Source organism: Aliiglaciecola sp. CAU 1673 (genome assembly GCF_029223185.1).
Lineage (GTDB): Bacteria > Pseudomonadota > Gammaproteobacteria > Enterobacterales > Alteromonadaceae > Bowmanella.
This window is the reverse complement of record NZ_JARHUG010000004.1, coordinates 24,834-41,468: the sequence shown is the minus strand read 5'-3', so window position 1 is coordinate 41,468 and position 16,635 is coordinate 24,834. Positions and strand designations below refer to the sequence as shown.

13 protein-coding genes are annotated in these 16,635 nt (G+C 48.2%); 12 read left to right on the top strand and 1 reads right to left on the bottom strand.

Features of this window, described 5'->3' with window-relative positions:
* From P2G88_RS04710 to tesB, 6 genes are all read left to right on the top strand, one after another.
* Positions 1 to 978 (top strand): alpha-ketoacid dehydrogenase subunit beta, encoded by a 978-nt coding sequence (locus P2G88_RS04710; protein WP_275794560.1) that lies wholly within the window; start codon positions 1 to 3, stop codon positions 976 to 978.
* 10 nt (positions 979 to 988) lie between these two features.
* A complete protein-coding gene (locus tag P2G88_RS04705) occupies positions 989 to 2,572 on the top strand; it encodes a dihydrolipoyllysine-residue acetyltransferase (protein WP_275794558.1) in 1,584 nt (527 codons plus the stop codon).
* A 219-nt stretch (positions 2,573 to 2,791) separates the two neighbouring features.
* Positions 2,792 to 5,077: a TonB-dependent receptor gene (locus P2G88_RS04700; RefSeq protein ID WP_275794556.1), complete on the top strand. Its 2,286-nt coding sequence runs from the start codon at positions 2,792 to 2,794 to the stop codon at positions 5,075 to 5,077.
* A gap of 134 nt (positions 5,078 to 5,211) precedes the next feature.
* Complete coding sequence (gene rlmJ, locus P2G88_RS04695) at positions 5,212 to 6,057, top strand: 23S rRNA (adenine(2030)-N(6))-methyltransferase RlmJ (protein ID WP_275794555.1); 846 nt, start codon at positions 5,212 to 5,214, stop codon at positions 6,055 to 6,057.
* Between the two features lie 9 nt (positions 6,058 to 6,066).
* Entirely contained in the window at positions 6,067 to 7,902 is a 1,836-nt protein-coding gene (locus P2G88_RS04690) for a phosphotransferase (protein ID WP_275794554.1), read from the top strand.
* Positions 7,903 to 7,913: 11 nt separating this feature from the next.
* Positions 7,914 to 8,774: an acyl-CoA thioesterase II gene (tesB, locus tag P2G88_RS04685; RefSeq protein WP_275794552.1), complete on the top strand. Its 861-nt coding sequence runs from the start codon at positions 7,914 to 7,916 to the stop codon at positions 8,772 to 8,774.
* A 338-nt stretch (positions 8,775 to 9,112) separates the two neighbouring features.
* On the opposite strand, the gene rsmF is transcribed toward tesB, so the two are convergent.
* Positions 9,113 to 10,534, bottom strand: a complete 1,422-nt coding sequence (gene rsmF, locus P2G88_RS04680) for a 16S rRNA (cytosine(1407)-C(5))-methyltransferase RsmF (RefSeq protein ID WP_275794793.1) — start codon at positions 10,532 to 10,534, stop codon at positions 9,113 to 9,115.
* 355 nt (positions 10,535 to 10,889) lie between these two features.
* On the opposite strand from rsmF, the gene P2G88_RS04675 reads away from it, so the two are divergent.
* The 6 genes from P2G88_RS04675 (at position 10,890) to P2G88_RS04650 (ending at position 16,591) form a co-directional block, all read left to right on the top strand.
* The gene (locus P2G88_RS04675; protein ID WP_275794551.1) at positions 10,890 to 11,561 is read left to right on the top strand and encodes an SIMPL domain-containing protein; all 672 of its coding nucleotides are present in this window, start codon (positions 10,890 to 10,892) and stop codon (positions 11,559 to 11,561) included.
* A 74-nt stretch (positions 11,562 to 11,635) separates the two neighbouring features.
* Positions 11,636 to 12,100, top strand: coding sequence for a GAF domain-containing protein (locus P2G88_RS04670; RefSeq protein ID WP_275794550.1), 465 nt, complete (start codon positions 11,636 to 11,638; stop codon positions 12,098 to 12,100).
* Positions 12,097 to 12,390, top strand: a complete 294-nt coding sequence (locus P2G88_RS04665; RefSeq protein WP_275794549.1) for a hypothetical protein — start codon at positions 12,097 to 12,099, stop codon at positions 12,388 to 12,390. Before P2G88_RS04670 ends, P2G88_RS04665 begins: the two co-directional genes overlap by 4 nt.
* A gap of 20 nt (positions 12,391 to 12,410) precedes the next feature.
* Positions 12,411 to 13,058, top strand: a complete 648-nt coding sequence (gene proQ, locus P2G88_RS04660) for an RNA chaperone ProQ (protein ID WP_275794548.1) — start codon at positions 12,411 to 12,413, stop codon at positions 13,056 to 13,058.
* A 4-nt stretch (positions 13,059 to 13,062) separates the two neighbouring features.
* Positions 13,063 to 15,102 (top strand): carboxy terminal-processing peptidase, encoded by a 2,040-nt coding sequence (gene prc, locus P2G88_RS04655; RefSeq protein WP_275794547.1) that lies wholly within the window; start codon positions 13,063 to 13,065, stop codon positions 15,100 to 15,102.
* A gap of 151 nt (positions 15,103 to 15,253) precedes the next feature.
* Positions 15,254 to 16,591: a sodium-dependent transporter gene (locus tag P2G88_RS04650; RefSeq protein ID WP_275794546.1), complete on the top strand. Its 1,338-nt coding sequence runs from the start codon at positions 15,254 to 15,256 to the stop codon at positions 16,589 to 16,591.
* Positions 16,592 to 16,635 lie beyond the last annotated feature (44 nt).

Below are 16,635 nucleotides of genomic sequence, written 5' to 3'. Positions count from 1 at the left end.
ATGGCCAAAATGAATCTACTACAAGCAGTAAATAATGCTCTGATTACGGCCATGACCCAGGATGAACGGGTGATGGTTTTCGGTGAAGATGTTGGTCACTTTGGCGGCGTGTTTCGTGCTACCAGTAATTTACAGGAAAAATTCGGACGGGCGCGCTGTTTTAATACACCCTTAACCGAGCAGGGAATTATTGGTTTTGCCAATGGTTTAGCGTCACAAGGCTCTGTGCCGGTGGCCGAAATCCAATTTGGTGATTATATCTTCCCGGCCTTTGACCAGATCGTCAATGAAACAGCCAAATTCCGTTATCGCTCTGGTGGCCAATTCAGTTGTGGCACGCTGACCATCCGCACCCCTTATGGTGGTGGTATTGCTGGTGGTCATTATCACTCACAATCTCCAGAGGCCTATTTCGCCCACACGCCGGGCATCAAGATAGTGGTTCCGCGTAACCCCTATCAGGCCAAGGGATTGCTGCTGGCTTCCATTCGTGATGACAACCCGGTGCTCTTTATGGAGCCTAAGCGCCTTTATCGCGCCTCGGTGGGTGAAGTACCAGAGGATGACTATGAGTTGCCTTTAGGAAAAGCCGAGGTAGTTAAAGAAGGCAGTGATATTACGTTGCTGGCTTGGGGCGCGCAGATGGAAATTCTTGAAAAGGCTGCTGAAATGGCAGCGGAACAAGGGATTTCTTGTGAGCTGATTGACCTTCGCAGTATTCTGCCTTGGGATGCGGAAACCGTTTGTAACTCAGTGGTCAAAACCGGCCGTCTGCTGATCACCCATGAAGCACCGCAAACCGGTGGCTTTGCCAGTGAAATTGCCGCCACCGTGCAGGATAAGTGTTTCCTTAATTTGGAATCACCTATTGCTCGGGTCTGTGGCCTGGATACGCCTTATCCTCTGGCCCATGAGAAAGAATATATGCCTGATCACCTCAAGGTGTTCGAAGCCATCAAACGCACTGTGAACTACTAGGATATTGGTTATGAAAGACTTTATTTTGCCCGATATCGGTGAAGGGATCGTCGAGTGCGAACTGATGGAATGGCTGATTGCTGAAGGGGATCGCATCCAGGAAGATCAGCCGGTGGCTGAGGTGATGACCGACAAGGCCTTGGTACAGATCCCTGCTATGCACTCCGGCGTCGTTAAAAAGCTCTACTACAAAAAAGGTGAGATTGCCAAAGTGCATTCACCACTGTTTGCCATGGACGTAGATGATGAGGACGCATCGCCAGCGCCAGCTGTGGCAGAAGCACCCAAATCTGCTCCTGAAATAGCGCCAAAGGCAGCAGCGCCTGCCGGTGGCGAGCATATTGAAGATTTCATCCTGCCCGATATCGGCGAAGGCATTGTCGAATGTGAGCTGGTGGAGTGGTTAGTGGCAGAGGGCGACGAAATTGTTGAAGATCAGCCCGTTGCTGATGTGATGACTGACAAAGCGCTTGTGCAGATTCCGTCTAAATACTCCGGCAAGGTGGTCAAGCTCTATTACCAAAAAGGTGAAACCGCCAAAGTGCATAGCCCGCTGTTTGCTATTGCTTTACATGGTGAAGCTCAGGCCGCAACGTCAAGCGCATCAGCGGAGTCCAAATCGGTGGTTGCAGCCAACGTTGCTTCCCCTGCGTCGAAATTTAGCGGTGGTGAATTTGAGCCAAATGCAGCCGCACCCGGCAAAGCCTTAGCCAGCCCGGCGGTGAGACGCCTGGCAAGAGAGAAGGGCATTGATATCACCCAGGTAAAAGGCAGTGGTAAAAAAGGCCGGGTGATGAAAGAAGATGTGCAGGCTTATGGTCTGGCAACACCGGCTCAAGCTCAGCCTGATTCTGCTTCTGTAGCGACACCTGTAGTCGCCGTCAGCGGTGGCAAACGCACCGAACCAATAAAAGGCATTAAGGCGGCTATGGCCAAACAAATGTCGGCCTCTGTCTTTAGCATTCCGCATTTCAGCGTCAGTGATGAGATTGAAATGGATGCACTGATGGCCGCACGCGCCATGCTCAAACCACAGTTTGAGCAGCAAGGCGTAAAGCTGAGCTTTATGCCTTTTATTATCAAAGCCATGTCATTAGCGCTGAAGCAGTTCCCCATCATCAACAGCCAGGTGAATGAGGATTGTACCGAGCTGACCTACTTTGATGATCACAACATCGGCATGGCGGTCGACTCCAAGATTGGTCTGCTGGTACCCAATATCAAAGGGGTGCAGAACCTGTCTCTGTTGGAAGTGGCCAGAGAAGCCAGTCGCCTGATTGATTTAGCCCGTGAAGGCAGACTGGAGAACAAAGATCTTAAAGGCGGTACAATCAGCATTTCCAACGTGGGTGTGCTCGGTGGCACAGTCGCGACACCGGTGATCAATAAACCTGAGTCGGCTATTGTGGCCCTGGGTAAAATTCAGCGTTTGCCGCGTTTTGATGAGAACGATAACGTCAAAGCCGTCAACATTATGCATATCAGTTGGTCAGGTGATCATCGCATTATCGATGGCGCTACCATGGTACGTTTTTCCAATTTGTGGAAATCTTACTTGGAAAACCCGTTGTCTATGCTCAGTGAGCTGAAATAAAGAAAAACAACCCGCTTCGGCGGGTTTTTTTATGCAGCAGCGACAGCAACTGGATTACGAAGGGACCTCAACTTCATTTGCAACTCTGCAATTCACTCAGACTTAAAACAGGCATGCACTAAAAGCTTCTCAGATTTTTCAAAAGAAGCTCTTTTCACTTAAAATTGGTCTAACGCGCTGTTCTTGTTAATCTTTCTTAAAAGCAAAAGACGTATCTATATGAGTAAAGTAGCATCACCCCTTGCTTGTCTTTTTTTTGTTCTGTATTGCTCGCCACTTTGGGCGCAAAGAGCCGATCCTGATGAACTGTTCAGCTTAAGTTTTGATGACTTGTTCGATGTAAAAGTCAAAACAGCCTCCAATATCGAAGAAAGAATTGCTGATGCGCCGGCCACGGTGATTGTTATTGATAAGACCGATGTTGCTTTGCGTGGTTATGAGAACTTGTCGGAAGTACTAGATGATTTGCCCGGTATGGAGATGGTGCGTCCTTATGGTGATACTTACTTTGTAAATTATATGCGGGGTTACCGTTACACTATTGGCACACCCTATTTGGTCATGATCGACGGCGTTGTTTTCAACAGCTTATATTTTAGTATCACAACCGCGATGGCCGCGTTGCCGCTATCCAACATAGACAGAATTGAAGTCGTTTATGGCCCCGCATCCTCGGTTTATGGCGCCAATGCATTTATGGGGGTCATAAACATAATTACTAAGCATCCATCGTCGGATTCCATTGACCGGGTTGTGGCGCACAATCGCATTGGCACCGATGGGTCCTTTATTGCAGATTATTCTGCGTTTCACGAGTTTGAAAAGTTTGCGGCTTCTATTGCGGTCCGGTACGAGAGTGCAGATCTTAAAAACCGCATTGATAATAACAGCACATATTGGCTCAGAGATGAGCATTATGAAAACAAGGCGTTGTGGGGGGCATTTACTACCCCCAATGGCCTGGGCGAGGGTCGTTTTTCCTCTGATATCAGAAATATAGGGCTTGATGCGCGCCTCTTCATCGGAGATCTGGAACTCGCTGCTCAGTATGCTCTGGAAGACAGCGGCTACGGCACAGTGTATCCGGCTGATAAGATCCTTTCGAATAGTCCCTGGCCGCTTTTCCAATACAGCGTTTATGCAAGGCTTAATAAAAAGTTAAGTGAACGGGTGAACAGCAAGACATTATTGCGCTACCGCGCCGACGGTGTGGACAATGACTCTTATGATGTGGAAGCGTGGAATGTCACTAACGACAGTGACATGTCTCAGGATATTGGCGGTATTACGCTTATGCCTGGTGAAGCTGCTCGTATGCTACATTTTCAATACTGGTTGACTGAGAGCAACAGTTGGTCACTTTTCCAAGACTTTGACATCACTTGGAATGATAAGCTTTCACTGGTGACAGGCGCAAAATATGAGATAAAAGACCTTCAGAAAGCCTACTTTCGGACATTTAGCGGGCCCATCTCTCCTTTGCTTTCTGAGCAGGGTGTGCAAGAGCGGTTGCCTTCACCGCCAGCTGATGCGTACGCTGACGAAAATAATAGAGTGGAATGGCGGGATGTCGGTGTTTATGTACAAAGTAAGTATCGATTAAATGACAAGGACAGCATTAACGCAGGCATTCGTTGGGATAACAACAATGTTTATGGAAGCAATATTAATGTGCGGGCGGCCTATGTTCGCAACAGTCATCCATGGAACCTGAAATTCCTTTACGGGGAGGCCTATCAAGAGCCTACCCCGCGCAGTTTGTATGGGGCTTGGACAGGCTCAGGCTCCGAACCCTCGCTTAAACCCGAGAGTTCCCGTACCCTCGAGGCAAGTGCTCGATACTCAGCCGGCAACAGCAGCCATCTTGTTACTCTGTATAAGATTTTTAATGAAGATACAGTGATTAATTTTACTGGCGGGGCAAGAAATGCCGGCAGTCGGCAAATTCTAGGGCTAGATTACCATTTTTCTTATCAGCCCGATTCTATGGCCCTGCGGCCTTGGAAGTTAAGCGCTTACGCCAGCTATTACTTGGATACTGAAGAAGAGCAATTTGAATCACTGACCGGCGATCTACTGGGAAACAGTGCAATCGGCGACTTGGCCAAGTTAAAACTGTGGGCACTGTTACAATGGCAACGCGATGACAGCTTCAATGTCAACTTAACGGCCCGCTATGTGGGCGAAAGGGATACTGTTAGCAGTAATCCGGTTCATCATATTCCTTCTTATTTCACAGTGGATTTGAATCTTGGCTGGAAAGCGGTATTAATCGATAACCTGGATCTGTCCTTTCGGGTGATTAACCTGTTGGATAAAGAATATTATCATCCAGGAATTAGAGAGGCCGATGCCGGCGCACCTGATTTGGAACCGGAGCTATTGAGTGACATTGGCTTTGATCAGGATAATCCATTGGCCTGGAATGGCAGTTTAGGTTGGTATAATTCTCGTCTGCCTCAGCCTGGAAGACGTGCGGTCTTTTCTTTTAGCTTTAGATTTTAACGATAATGCCGAAGTTAATATGCTGCTGGCCAGGTGTTGGTTAGGTTTTGTCTTGCCAAGCACTATGGCAGCCCTATCGACCGGATTTAATTTCCCATAAACTAGGGCCCAATAGAAATTATTGGAATCCTCCCTTGCTGAGTTATCGTCACGGTTATCATGCCGGCAATCATGCAGATGTGCTTAAACACCTTTGTCAGTTGATTTTATTGGAAAAACTGGCTCAGAAAGACAAACCCTTTGTGTATATCGACACCCATGCCGGTGCCGGCCTTTATGATTTGCAAAGCGAGCAGGCACAAAAAACGGCTGAGTATGAGCAGGGCATTGACAGGTTGATGCAACTTCAATCAGCTAATCCCCATATCTGTCGTTATCAGGCTTTGGTCGGCGAATATCATCAGCAGCATCGCTATCCCGGCTCACCAGAACTGGCCTTTCGACTCTGCCGGGAACATGACAGCTTGCAGTTGATGGAGTGGCACAATCAGGAAGTGTTGAACCTTAAAGCCAATTTTAAAGACAGGCGCAACGTGCACATTCACCATCGCAACGGCTTTGAGGGCTTGGTGGCGCTATGCCCGCCAAAACCGGCCAGGGGAATGGTGCTTATTGACCCGTCTTATGAACTGCCACAGGACTATGTGGAAGTAGTGGAATCGGTAAAAGCGGCGCAAAAGCGCTGGGCCGGTGGCACCTTTGCGATTTGGTATCCCATGCTTGCGAAGGCCAGAGATAAAAGCCAGACCATGTTGGATGGGTTAAGCCAATTACCGGTAGAGCAGGTGCTTAATATTCAGCTTTGGGTTGGCGCACAACCAGATGATTTTGGCATGTATGGCTCGGGCATGGTGATTATCAATCCTCCTTGGCAGTTTGATGAGCAAGTAGAATCGCTACTACAGGTGTTGCCAACCAGTTTAAGTGATTCGCCGGATGCCGGGGCGCGTTGTCAATGGCTGCGTAACACCCAAGGGTAAGGGGCAGGGATGTCGGGCGTTGATTCAAAACTCAAGCATTTTTACATCCCTGATGAACAGTCTATCTATCTGCTGTCGCACCAGGATGCACAAAAATTAAAGGACTGGATCGCGCTTTGTACCGCTCAGCTTGAATTACTCGGTTACCACCATATTGAACTGATTGGCAAAGGAGCGTTTGGCTTTGCCTTCGGCGGTATCAACGAGCGTGGCCAAGCGTTGGTATTTAAGTTTTCGCGTATTAATCTGCCTCAGCATGTGCAGGACAGGCTTGAAGAGGAAGCCTTTATGCTAAGCCAGGTGGATCATCCCCATGTGCCGCAATTGGAAGAGTTCCAGCGGGTCAAGAAGCAGGCTATTTTGGTGATGGAGCGTGCAAAAGGCTTGGATCTGGAGCAATTTTCCTTACAGCAGGGCCCGCTCAGTGCCCGATTGATTGTTAAGATTGCCGCTCAGCTTGCCGACATTTTGCTTGCACTCAGGGCCAACAGTTATCAGGGGGCCGCCAAACCTATAGTGCATGGTGATATTAAACCCTCGAATCTGGTGTTTGATCCTGAAACAGAGCAGGTGGCCCTTATCGATTGGGGCTCGTCGGTTTTCGCCCAACTGGATGCCAGCGGTCAGCATGTGCAGTCCAATATTATGGATTTGATGTCCAGCGACTTACAGCAGACCAATGCCCGCTTGGGCGATGTGTATTTTATTGGTGATGACCAGCTCGATGGTGCACTCTCCAGTCCGCGGTTTGACGAGCAGGGAGTAGCCAGCACCCTGTATGCGTTGGCCAGCGGTCAGTCTTGCCGCTTCGGGCGTAAGGTGATCACCCCTAATTCGCTGAGCTTGCCGATGGAGCTGGCCAAAACCCTGACAGCGATGATGAGTGATGATCCCCAGGAGCGTCGCAGGGGCGGCGATTACTTTCTTACCAATATGAAATTTATGCGCCAGTTGGTGTTTCCCAAGATCGATTCGCAAGAGTATCTGCCCCTTATTCCCTGTTGGACGCATAAAGGAACGAAAGCTATCGATACAGTGGTGTACAGTTCACGTAAATCGTTTTTGCGCGCTGAGTCAGTGGAGTCTGAGCTTAAATACATCAATGATGCCCAGTTTGAGCGTTATTACAAAAACTATATGCAGGGCATGGGGGAAACGGAAAAGGCCTTTGTCGCCGCAGTCAGTCGCTTAGGGAAGTATCCTGTAGTAGGTGGCCTAGCAGTGCGTTGGCACCCACAGGGAATATATATTGATTCCAGCCTAAACCTCTTTGATCCAGCCATGAAACGTTCTTTTGAGGTAGCGGTAAACAATGTGGTGCTGTTGGGGCGGGCTATTCACCGTATCGGGGTATTTAAAGCCTGTTTGTTTAATGCCCGGGATACCCTGCACATAGAACGTGCCAGCGTTGATGAGCCTTTTTTACCGGCCGAGAAAATGCGGATTCCTTATGATGTCAGTCCCATGTCGGTGATAGAGGATCGCAGCCGGATGCACTCCTATTTTGAGGATGGCGATGATCCTGACGAGTTGCTGAAGTTACCCCAATCCATCCTGGATATTATTGCTGAGCTTAATGGGATCCATCACACTGGCTGTATTATATTTGAAGCCTTGCCGCTGCATCTTAAAGTACACAGCTACTACACCTTATTGGATCATGCTCAGGAAAGTCGTTTTCGCGCCTTACTACTTGAATTAATTAACAATATTCCCAATATCCAGGGGTTGGGGATTTCTGGTTTTATGAAGCTGCCATATAAAGACATGCGCTTCTTTGAACATCTGGATGCCTTACCCGATAAATTCTATCCCCGTAATCCAGTGCAAGGCAGCGTTGTGTGAGGAATACAAGCATGAAAAATATTGCCCTGACCGAGTTACTCACCCTGGAGCCTTTGGAAAAAGGATTATTTCGGGGGCTATCCTGGGATCTTGGCTTTCGGGCTTTATTTGGCGGACAGGTGATGGGACAAGCGTTGGCTGCGGCACAAAACACTGTCGAGGCGGATCGTGTAGCGCACTCTCTGCACTGTTACTTTTTGCTTCCCGGGGATGCGCATCACCCGGTGGTGTACGATGTGGAGATTATTCGTGACGGGCGAAGCTTCGCGACAAGGCGAGTAAAGGCCATACAAGGCGGTAAAACCATCTTTTATATGACGGCTTCCTTCCAGCATGCGGAGCAGGGACTGGAACATCAGTATGCACCGATGCCAACGGTTCCCAAACCAGAAAGCCTGTCAGCGGATATTGCCTTTTATGAAAATATACTGGACAAGCTGCCCGCCAATATGGTCGAAAAACTGGCTTACCATAAGCCAATAGATATGCGTACTGTACAAGCCATTAACCCTATGGCACCCCAAAAATCGGAGCCAAGACGCGATGTCTGGATGCGTGCCAGTCAGCCCTTAGGGGATGACCTGAAAATGCATCAAAGCTGTCTGACCTATGCTTCTGATTATTACTTTTTAGTCACGGCTTTGCAGCCCCATGGCATGTCTTTGATGGAGAAGGGCCTGAGGATGGCCACCATTGACCATGCCATGTGGTTTCATCGTCCTTTTAACTTCGATGACTGGTTGCTCTACAGCATGGAAAGTCCCTTTTGTGGCAATGCCAGGGCATTGGTTCGCGGACAAATCTTTAATCAGAAGGGTGAATTGGTCGCGTCAACCATGCAAGAAGGCATGATCCGTAAGTTTGCAGAATAAAAAAAACCCAGGGCCCATGGGGACCTGGGTTAGGGGAATGGCTCTTAGACGAGCCGTGCGCTAACTCAAGGTTGAAAATCGGAGAAGCATCTTCACGATTGGCTGTGCAAAGGTGTTTATCGATGCCGGACAGTTATTGTAGAACAGCGTCGAACAAAAAATAAACTAATTTTCCATCTAATTGATAAATTCTCTATAAAACAAATAGTTGTCTTGTGGATAGCGTGGCCTTATCAAGTACTGTTGCACAGCCTGTCCAGTGATTATCCACAGGTATATACCCAGCTTATTTTTCCCACGTAGACACGCCAAAATGCTGCTGTTTACGCTGACTCTACTTACCAGGTGATTAGCGCGTCATCCCTCACAAGCTCCCTGGGCAGGGCGTTTTTCAACTTTGCGCCAATGCCTTTGCCCAATCCTACCGGAGTCCCCTCATAGGTAACCAAAACTTCACCCTGAGGCAGTGCTTTATCCATTTCTATATCTCTGCCTTGGAAAAAACTGACCAATCCAGAGACATCCAGAGAAACTTGCTGGCCAGTAAAGGAGGCACCCAATGCCATGGCCGCGTCGTGACTAAGGCGAAAGGTCTTTTTATGCAGGGTCGCTAATTTCAAGCCGATACGTTCAAAGCGAAAACGATCTTTTACGCGCTCAAATGTGGCTGGAAACCACCAGTAATCGTTGTCCCGAATGTATATCAGGGCATCGTCGGGCAAGGTATATCCGAATTGAGCTCGCAGATATTCCTCCAGCGTTCTTTTTTCTTTATTGCCGGCCGCAATATAGGGGAATTGTGCTTTTCTTTTAGCCGGCTCCGGTAACACCAGAGATTGTGTTTTCCTGAAACGAGCGACAAAAAAGCCCTCGCTGTCATAGAGTTGTGGCCAAACATGCAGATAACCTTCTGGTGTAAGCGCCTTTTCTGCCCCTTCAAATAACCCCGCCAATGACTCTGTTTCTGCAGCATCTGGATATGTCTCCAGCAGATGGCGGCAAACGTCCTGATTTTCAAGGGTATTTAGGGTACAGGTGGAGTACACCAAGGTACCACCGGGCTTAAGGGCATTAAACGCACTCTCAATGAGTTTTTTCTGCAATGCACAGGCATCCTCAACGGCCTGTTCTGACCAATTTTTTAATGCGTTAGGATCTTTTCTAACAACACCTTCACCACCACAGGGAGCATCGAGTAGCACTGCATCAAAGCATTCCGGTAACCATTGACCAAACACTTGTCCGTCAAAGTGGCTTATGGCCGTATTCATTACGCCCACGCGCTGAAAGTTGGCGACCATGGATTTGATTCGGCTGGACGATAGCTCATTGGCAACCAACAACCCCTGATTTTGCATCATGGCAGACAACTGTGTGGATTTTGATCCTGGTGCCGCTGCCATATCCAACACCCATTGTGCGGTTTTGCCTTGCAGCAGGGCGATGGGTGGCAGCATTGAACTGGCTTCCTGGATATAGAAAAGACCAGTCATGTGCTCAGCGGTGTTGCCCAAAGGTAAACGTTGTTCCTGTTCCTTGGGGCGCTCTAACCAAAATCCTTCTTCACACCAGGGAATGGGAGTAAGTTGCCAACCCAGGGGCTGGACTTTTTGCACGAATGCCTGCACAGATATTTTCAGGCTGTTTACGCGAATACTTTTACGTAAGGGGCGCTGGCAAAAATTGACAAAATCTTCCATGTCCAGGGAGGCTGGCATGACTTTCTGGAGGTGGTTTAGGAGGGCCTCGGGGAATTCAATGGCGCTTTGCACGGACCTTTTGACTCACTTGCAGGTACTTTTTTCTGAATTCTACCCTAAAGCGAAGTTGAACTAAGTGGGTTTCTTAATTTCATGCAAAAATCCCATCTGAAGGGGTATCGCGTAACCTTTTGATTATGTGCCAAAGTACTTAAATATCAATTAGATGAGTAAGTTGTGGGAGATGGGGTTACTTTCTTTCTAATTGCTTGGGGATTCGTCTACTTAAGGTAATAATGAATCATTAGCCTGGTCTTTTGCTTCCTTTAAGTGGCGAAAAAAACTTGTAAGATTCATTTTTAATTCAGCCACTATCTTTAAGCTGACCCAGAAGACAATACATTCGGAGAAATGCATGAAAGGTTGGATAGCTAGTCTCTTTTTGATTTTGAGTTTCGCGGTACAAGCCGAGGGTAATCATATCAGTGTCATCGGGCAGGCCAGTGTTAGTCGTCAGCCAGATCTGTTTCAGTTTAGTGTTTACATTGAAGAAAAAGGTGAGGTGGTTAGCAAGCTGAATACGGCGGTATCTGACGCCACATCGAAGATGGTGGAATTTTTAACCGAACAGGGCATTGCTACAAAAGACATTCAATCTATGCAAGTTCAGTTGCATCCCTGGTATGAACATTCAGAAGCCGGAATGAAGCAAAGGGGGTTTTCGTTGTCTCGTCAGATCCAGGTGAGTCTCAGAGACTTTACCGTCTATGACAGAATACTGGATGGTGTGATGCGCCTTTGTGCCAGCCGCATAGATGGTTTCAGGCACGGATTTGAAAATGAACAGCAACTGTATTTAAGTGCTTTGGAGTTCGCAGTCAAAGATGCGGAAATGCGCGCCGCCAAATTGGCTTATACCTTAGGTGCTAAAATCGGCAAGGTGATGTCTGTTAACGAACTGTCTCGTTATCAGCCCATGCCCATACAAATGGAAGGGGCAAAGATGTTACGGGATGCCTCGCCATCTCTGCCTGGTCAAGTTTCCGTCGATGTGCAGGTGGAAGTGAAGTTCGAGTTATTGCAATAGTGGGAAATCCCTTGCATTTACTGAAATTCCCGGTAACTTTTAGGCCCCCGACATAGTGCTCTCAATGGTGGCTTATGCCCATCGAAAAAACCCAGTTATACCGTGAAATTAGCCAGCAAGCCGTGGCTTTGGTGGAAGACGAGTCTGATCTTATCGCCAATCTGGCCAATATCAGTGCATTGCTTTGGATGCATCTGCACGATATCAATTGGTCAGGATTTTATCTGCTCAAAGGCAATGAGTTGGTATTAGGCCCCTTTCAGGGAAAACCCGCATGCGTGCGCATTCCCTTGGGGAAAGGTGTGTGCGGTACAGCCGCTGCAGAAGAAAAGCCGCAGTTAGTGATGGATGTGCACCAGTTTGATGGTCACATCGCTTGTGATGCTGCATCTAACTCTGAAGTGGTTATTCCTTTTTACCTCAAAGGTAAGCTGGCTGGCGTGCTCGACATCGATAGTCCCAGCCTCGCCAGATTTGATGAACAAGATCTGCAAGGACTGCAGTCACTAATGCATCAACTCGAGGAGCACCTTGAGTGAAATCATTGATTGATATTCATGTGGTATTGGCAACGCCTGATGATATGGATGTTTGGGATGAACAAGCAGAGGATGCGGCCGACCGCATAAATGATATCCTGCACTGCCTGTATGATAAGGTGGATGAGGATATCGACAGCCACCAGTTGGAAAAAATGCTTCATCACGTCTGGGAAAGCTGGCGTGAAGACCGGTATTTACTGGATATTGACGAGGAAGAACTGATTGACTGGGTTGACCATCTATTGGCAACTTGGGATGATGAGCATCTCCACACTGACTCCGAATAAACTTACTTAGAACGAATTGAATGGATAGCCCACAGAAGTTTTCAAACAGCAAAGAGGTCATCGCCTTTCTTGCTGAAACCTTTCCCGCCTGCTTTAGCTTAGAAGGTCAAGCTAAGCCACTGAAAATTGGTATTTTTCAGGATCTCGCAGAGCGACTCAATCAAGATGAAAGAATCAGCAAGACATTGCTTCGTGCGTCTTTGCGTCATTACACCAGTAGCTGGCGATATCTGCATGCCATAGTGGAGGGGGCGAGCAGAGTTGACTTGGATGGCAATGCTGGTGACGTCATTGAGAAGCAACATGCTGAGCATGCGCAGCAGCAGTTGGCGGAAAGCAAGCAAAAAGTCGTGCAGAAGAAGAAAGAGCAGGCCGCAAAAAATGCCCCTGCAAAACCTCGTTACAAAAAGTCAGCTAAAACAGAAACAAAATCTGCGGCTGATGGAACTAAAGTAGAGCAGGCAAAACCAAGTAGGAAGAGCCCGCCACAAAAGTTGACTGACTCAGATTTGGTTAGTGGTACTGAAGTCACCGTTAAAATTGGCAAACTTCCAGTACCCGGCACTATTTCAGAAGTTGGAAAAGAGGGCGTTCATGTTCAGCTAAACTCAGGCATGGTAGTAAAAGTGCCCGCAGAGAGTCTGAGGTTGGCCCGTCCAAAGAGGTAATAAGATGAATATAGCGATTCGTGTTTCTGTAGCTACCGCATTTCTCATGGTGGGGTCAGGCGCTGGGGCTGTTGCACCGGCACCCAGTGCAGATGACCTGCCGCTCTTGGAGCAGGAATCGCAACATGCCGTTGCCACAAAGCGAATATCGACCCTCTTCACTCGTGCACACTACAAGCCTGTGGTGTTGGACGATGCGCTGTCGGCCAAGGTCTTTGATCGATATGTAGAGGCTTTGGATCCCAGCCGCAATGTTTTTCTTGCTGATGACATCAGTAAGCTAGAACGTTTTCGTAATGGCTTCGACGAAGCACTGGAAAGAGGTGATTTGTCAGCGGCATTTGATATTTACCGTCTAAGTTTGTCTCGCCGCGTAGAGCGTTTCAACTATGCGTTGTCACTGCTGGAAACGCCTTTTGATTTCGAAAAGCCCGGTGATGTTTTTTATTACGACCGGGAAAATGCGCCATGGCCAATAGATCAGGCTGAAATTGATGAACTTTGGCGTCAAAGGGTCAAGCACGATGCATTGAATCTGAAGCTGGCAGGTAAAGATTGGGAAGGTACAAAAGAGGTCCTGACCAAACGCTATGACCGTGCCATTAAGCGTTTGCAACAAACCCAAAGCGAAGACGTTTTTCAGACCGTGATGAATTCCTTCGCACGCAGTATTGAGGCTCATACCAGCTATCTGTCGCCTCGTAACGCCGAGCGTTTCCAAATGGAGATGAACCTGTCCTTTGAAGGGATTGGTGCGGTACTGCAATCAGATGACGACTATACCGTCATTCGTTCAATCGTGCCTGGTGGGCCTGCCGATTTGTCCAAGCAGGTGAAGCCTGAGGACAAAATCATTGGTGTCGCACAGGATGATGAAGACTTTGTGGATGTGATTGGCTGGCGTTTGGATGAGGTGGTAGAGCTGATCAAAGGACCCAAAGGCAGCACCGTGCGCCTGCAGATTTTAAAAGGTACGTCTGATAAGGCCACACCTGAGGTGATCAGTCTGGTAAGGGATAAAATCAAGCTGGAAGATCGTGCCGCCAAGTCCTCTGTGCATGTTCCAGAAAGTGGTCCACACAAGGGCGAAAAGCTCGGCGTCATCACCATTCCTTCTTTCTACAACAATCTGCATCAAGATGTGAAAGCAGAACTGGATAAACTGAAAGAAGAGAAAGTGCAGGGCATTATCGTCGATTTGCGCGGCAACGGTGGTGGCTCCTTATCGGAAGCAACCTTGCTCACCGGCTTGTTTATCGATAAAGGACCTGTAGTACAGATTCGTGACAGTGCCGGACGCATCCGTGAAGAGAAAGATATGGACGGTTTGGTCTTTTATGAAGGCCCATTGACCGTCATGGTAGACCGCTACAGCGCCTCTGCATCAGAGATCTTCGCCGCGGCGATGCAGGATTATGGCCGAGCCTTGATCATCGGTGAACAAACCTTTGGAAAGGGAACAGTACAGCAGCATCGGGGCCTGGGACGTATCTATGACTTGTTCGACAACCCGCTCGGTAGTGTGCAGTTCACCATTGCAAAGTTTTATCGCATAAATGGTGGTAGCACACAGCATAAAGGGGTAGTACCGGATATTATGTTCCCATCACCCATAGAGCCACAAGAATGGGGCGAGAGCCGTGAAGAGAACGCATTGCCATGGGACAGTATCCCAAGAGCAAATTACGCTACTTTTGGTGATGCCTCAAACGTGGTTCAGGATGTGAATAAGCATCATGAGGAACGCATTGCTACTGATCCCGAATTTGCCTATTTAATGGACGATATTAAAGAATACAAAGCCAGAAAAGACGACAAGACCTTGTCATTGGTGGAGTCTGTGCGTCGTAAGGAAAAGCAGGAGCAAGAAGCAAAGGCGCTGGCCAGAACCAATGAGCGTTTGGCCAGGATGGGACTGGAGAAGGTCGAGAATTTAGATGACCTGCCTGAAGCCTTGGAGAATATTGACCCCTTCCTTAACGAGGCTGCTGCTATCACTTTTGATATGGTGGGCACAGGTAAATACGCGTTCCAAAGCAAATAATCGTTAACAGACAAAGCAAAACAGGGCTATTTTTATAGCCCTGTTTTGTAATTGAGCTGCTGGTCTGCGCAGCTGACCATTGAGGTCATTGCATAATTGGGGCAAGGAACCGCCTTAAATGAACATACAACAATAAAAACAAGGTAAGAACATGAGTGCAAGGGGAGAGTTTTCATCTCGCATCGGCTTTATTATGGCCGCTGCCGGATCGGCCGTAGGACTAGGGAATATCTGGGGGTTTCCCACTAAAGTGGCTAGTAATGGTGGTGCTGCCTTTGTGGTCATGTATATCCTGCTTGCCTTTATGTTGGCTTACCCGGTGTTGATGGCCGAGCTGATCATCGGACGCGCCACTAAATCCAATATGGTGGATGCATTAGGTAAGATATCCGGCAGTCGTTGGGGGCGCGCCACGGGAATGTGGGGATTTCTTACCGTGTCTCTCATTCTTGCCTTTTACGCTATCGTAGGCGGCTGGATGATGGCTTATGGCCTGGAAGCGCTCAGTAATATGGTTGGCCTTGATGCGGTTTCATTGTGGATGACCACCTTCTCCGTTGAGCGTAACATTATCTTCTGTGGTTTCTTTATGCTCCTGACTGCCGGTATCGTAACCGGTGGCGTTGCCAAAGGCATTGAGCGCTGGTCGGTAAGATTAATGCCGACTTTGTTCCTGCTGATCCTCTGTTTGATTCTCTATGTGGCAACCCAGGAAGGTGCCATCGAAGGCTTAAAGGTCTACCTGCTGCCTGATTTTTCTAAAGCCCTCCATCCAGAGTTATTACTAAATGCCATGGGCCAGGCTTTCTTCTCCATGTCACTGGGGGTGGGGACGATGCTGGTATATGGCTCCTATGTCAGCAAGCAAGAAAAGTTACCCAGCCTGGGAGCCGCGGTGGCTTTGGTAGATATTGCCGTCGCTATTTTAGCTGGCCTGCTGATCATTCCTGCCATGTATGTTGCCCTGCACAATGGCGTACAGATTTTCTCAGACAGCGGGACTTTGATTGAGGGCGACACCCTAATTTTCACCGTGTTGCCTGCGCTGTTTGAGACTATGGGAGGGATCGGTAATTTTGTCGCACTGGCTTTCTTCATTCTAATGACTATCGCGGCATTAACCTCTTCAATTTCCATGTTGGAAGTGCCGGTTGCCTATGTAGTGGAGAATCGTGGCTTACCAAGACGTCGCTCGGTGTGGCTTCTGACTACCGCCATTTTCCTGTGTAGCGCTGTTATTTCTTTGAATTTTGGTACCTTATTCGGCTTGGTGATTGCCTTTACCACCCAATACAGTCAACCGCTTTTAGGGCTTGCTCTGTGCATCTTCGCGGGATGGGTATGGAAGCGCGATCAAATCTTGAAAGAGTTACAGCAAAGCGATGCCGATGTGCACAAAGGTTTGTTTTGGCGAGTATGGCCTTGGTATGTTCAATTCGTTTGCCCCGTTGTTATCGTCTTGATGTTTTACAGGACGTTGCAGGGCTGACAAGCTGCTGCTAACGCACTACATAAATAATAATAATCAAAGCC